Here is a 702-nt window from a genome sequence, read left to right as displayed (position 1 = left end):
GGAAAATAGCGCCAACTTCTGGTGTTTTATCTACTTTAAATCCTGCAACTTTTGCTGCGTAATTCCAGTTATTTGCATTGCCCCATAAACTTCCTATACTTCTACCTAATTGTGCACGACGATCGAAGGCATAATATGTGCAGTTTCCATAAGCATATAAGTTTCCTCTGTTAGCAACTGATTTATTGTAGTTATGTGCAACAGGTACAGTTGGTACTGATTTTTGTACTTGAGCAGGTTTATATGCTACATTAACTGTCTTAGCTACTGCTTGCTTAGGTGCTTGCTTAACTACTACTTTTTTAGACGCTTGTTGTACAGGTTGTTTTACTACCTTTTTAGCTTGGCTTGCTTTTCTTACTGGTGATTTAACCGCTTTAGTTTGTTTCACTTTATTTTGAGGCACAAGTGAAATCACGTCACCAGGAAAAATTAAAGGTGTTACACCAGGATTGTATGAATATAATTGATTCAACGTTAAGTGATGCTCTAAAGCAATCTTATATAATGAATCGCCAGCAACTACTGTATAAGTTGTCGGTGATTGCGTTTGTGCTTGAACATTTGATACATAGTTATGTTGAACAGGTGTTTTTACTTGTGTGCCATGTTGTTGTGCATGTGCTGCATTATTTAAAGCTAAAAAAGCTAACACTGACGAAACCGTCACTGTAAGAGTTTTTTTCATCTTGCTGTCATTCC

Annotated in this window: 1 protein-coding gene; it reads right to left on the bottom strand. The window is 36.6% G+C overall.

The features are described 5' to 3' along the window. Nucleotides 1–688 (bottom strand): COG3942 and LysM peptidoglycan-binding domain-containing protein (locus IDG60_RS27975; RefSeq protein ID WP_164091857.1); only part of this gene is annotated, 688 nt, incomplete at its 3' end. Nucleotides 689–702: the final 14 nt, after the last annotated feature.

Source organism: Staphylococcus sp. EG-SA-2 (genome assembly GCF_017152085.1).
Note: the sequence above shows the minus strand (reverse complement) of the source record. Positions and strands in the feature narration are given on the sequence as shown.